Annotated in this window: 3 protein-coding genes; all 3 read left to right on the forward strand. The window is 72.3% G+C overall.

Going from position 1 to position 2,692, the window contains the following annotated elements; all coding sequences use genetic code 11:
* Nucleotides 1–75 precede the first annotated feature (75 nt).
* A complete protein-coding gene (locus CTKZ_RS15765; RefSeq protein ID WP_124343838.1) occupies nucleotides 76–1,017 on the forward strand; it encodes a carbohydrate ABC transporter permease in 942 nt (313 codons plus the stop codon).
* Nucleotides 1,014–1,961, forward strand: a complete 948-nt coding sequence (locus CTKZ_RS15770; protein ID WP_124343839.1) for a carbohydrate ABC transporter permease — start codon at nucleotides 1,014–1,016, stop codon at nucleotides 1,959–1,961. The genes CTKZ_RS15765 and CTKZ_RS15770 overlap by 4 nt, the downstream gene beginning before the upstream one ends.
* Before the next feature lies 1 nt (nucleotide 1,962).
* Nucleotides 1,963–2,692 (forward strand): ROK family protein (locus tag CTKZ_RS15775; RefSeq protein WP_148090507.1); only part of this gene is annotated, 730 nt, incomplete at its 3' end.

A 2,692-nucleotide genomic window follows, 5' to 3' on the forward strand; every position in this document is an offset into this window, starting at 1 on the left:
GGCCCCGGTCAGGCGCGGCCGGGCCGCCGGCGCACAGCCCCGGCCCGGCCGCACCCTGCGAAGGAGCACTCCCGCATGGCAGCCACCGCCCTCGCGACGGACGCGCCCGACGCCCCGACCACACCGGTCCGCCGTCGCCGCCCCCAGCTCGGCGTCTACGGACTCCTGGTCCCCGCCGCCGCCGTCATCGCCGTCGCCCTCGGCTACCCCCTCGTCCGGCAGTTCGTCATCTCCTTCCAGGAGTACGGGCTGCGCCAGCAGTTCGGCCAGCCCGCGGAGTGGGTCGGCCTGCAGAACTACACCGACCTGCTGTCCGACCCCTACGTGTGGACGGTCATCGCCCGGTCCATCGCGTTCTGCCTCGTCAACGCCGCCGTCACGATGGTGATCGGCATGGCGCTCGCGGTGCTCATGTCCCGCGTCGGCCGGGCGGCGCGCACCGCGCTGCAGGTCTCGCTGCTCCTCGCCTGGGGCACGCCCGTCCTCGCGTCCATGACGGTGTGGCAGTGGTTGTTCGACACGCAGTACGGCGTCATCAACTGGGTGCTCGTGCACGTCTTCGGGATCGACTCGATGGCCGGCCACTCGTGGATCGTCCAGCCCGCGTCGTTCTACGTCGTCGCGACCGTGATCGTCGTGTGGATGTCGGTGCCGTTCGTCGTGTTCTCCGTCTACGCGGGCCTGCTGCAGGTCCCGGAGGAGACGATGGAGGCCGCGCAGCTCGACGGCGCCTCCGCACGGCAGCGGTTCTGGAGCATCACGATCCCGATCATGCGGCCCGTCCTGTCGATCGTCCTGCTGCTGCAGGTGATCTGGGACCTCAAGGTGTTCACGCAGATCTACGTCCTGCAGCGCGCCGGTGCGCCCACGCGGGACACCAACCTGCTCGGCACCCTCATCTACTCGTACTCGGACGAGTTCTCGAAGGCCGGTGCGCTGGCCACGATCATGCTCGTCATCACGCTCGCCCTGACCGGGTTCTACATCCGGCAGATGCTCAAGGAGGACGAGCTGTGAGCGCGCTCGCCACGCCCCCCGCCCCGGCACCGCACGGTGTGCCCGACCCCGCCGCGACCGACGCGGTCGCCCGCACGGCGCCCCGGCGACGCGCGTCGTCGGACTCCGGCCGGACGCAGAGCCCGCTCGCGCGGCGCCTGCTCGGCCTCGTCGCGGTGCTCGTCGCGCTCGTCTGGGTGTTCCCCGTCTACTGGATGATCAACAGCGCGTTCCTGCCGCTCAACAAGCTGCAGGCGCCGGACCCGACGTTCCTTCCGCTCGGCGGCACGTGGTCGAACTTCCGCCGGGTCGTGAACGACGACTCGTTCTGGGCGTCGATGCGCGTGTCCCTGTCCGTCGTCGTGATCGTGCTGGTCGCGGCGCTGCTGTTCGCGTTCCTCGCGGCGCTCGCCGTGAGCCGGTTCCGGTTCAAGGGCCGCAAGTCGTTCATCCTCACGATCCTCGTCGTGCAGATGATCCCCGCCGAGGGCCTGTTCATCTCGCAGTACCAGCTGCTCGACGGCTGGAACCTGGTGAACCGCGTCGGCGGCCTCGCGCTCGTCTACACGGCGGCGATCCTGCCGTTCACGATCTGGATGCTGCGCGGCTTCGTCGCGGGCGTGCCGATCGAGCTCGAGGAGGCCGCGATGGTCGACGGGCTGTCCCGCACCGCCGCGTTCTTCCGCATCACGTTCCCGCTCCTGGCCCCCGGCCTGGTCGCCTCCGGCGTCTACGGGTTCCTGCAGGCGTGGAACGAGTACACCCTGGCCCTCGTCGTCATGACCGACCCTGCGCAGCGCACCCTGCCGCTGTGGCTCCAGGGTCTCGTCGAGGCGAACCGGGCGACCGACTGGGGTGTGGTCATGGCCGGTGCGGCGATCATCGCCGTCCCCGTGATCGTGTTCTTCCTGTTCGTGCAGGGGAAGATGACGTCCGGCCTGGTGGCGGGCGCGGTGAAGGGCTGACGTGGACGTGCGGGTGAGGTCCGGCGGCTGGTCCGTCGGGCTGGACATCGGGGGCAGCAAGGTCCTGGGAGTGGTGCTCGACCCGTCGGGCGTCGTCCGGCACCAGGTGAAGGCGGGGACCGTGCGCGGCCTCGACGGCGTGGTCGCGGGTGCGGTCGCGGCGGTCGAGGAGCTCGCGGGGCTCGCGGGCGTGGCAGTCGACGACCTCGTCGGCGTCGGGCTGGGCCTGCCGGGGGTCGTCGACGTGGCCGCGGGCACCGTCGAGCACGCGGTCAACCTCGGCATCGACGAGCGCGTGGCGCTGGCGGCGCTGGTCGCCGACCGCCTGGGGGCCGTCCCCGTGCGGCTGGAGAACGATCTCAACGCCGCCGTCGTGGGCGCGGCGCGGTTCGTCGAGCCGCACGCCGACGGTGCGCAGCACGACCTCGCGTTCCTCGCGCTCGGCACCGGCATGGCGGCCGGGCTGCTGCTCGACGGCCGGCTGCGGCGCGGCTCGCAGGGTGCGGCGGGGGAGATCGGGCACCTGACGTTCGTGCCCGACGGCCTGCCGTGCAAGTGCGGCCAGGTCGGCTGCCTCGAGCAGTACGCGTCGGGCTCCGCGCTCGACGCCGCGTGGCCCAGCCGCTCGGGCGCGCCGGCTCCGGCCGAGGTGTTCGCCGCGGCCGCCGCCGGCGACCCGGTGGCCGTCGCGCTGCGCGACCAGTTCGCCGCGGCGGTCGCCGCCGCGGTCC

Source organism: Cellulomonas algicola (assembly GCF_003851725.1).
GTDB lineage: Bacteria > Actinomycetota > Actinomycetes > Actinomycetales > Cellulomonadaceae > Cellulomonas > Cellulomonas algicola.

Coding starts and splice junctions, on each gene's coding strand:
- CTKZ_RS15765 (WP_124343838.1), top strand. CDS start 76: ATGGCAGCCACCGCCCTCGCGACGGACGCGCCCGACGCCCCGACCACA.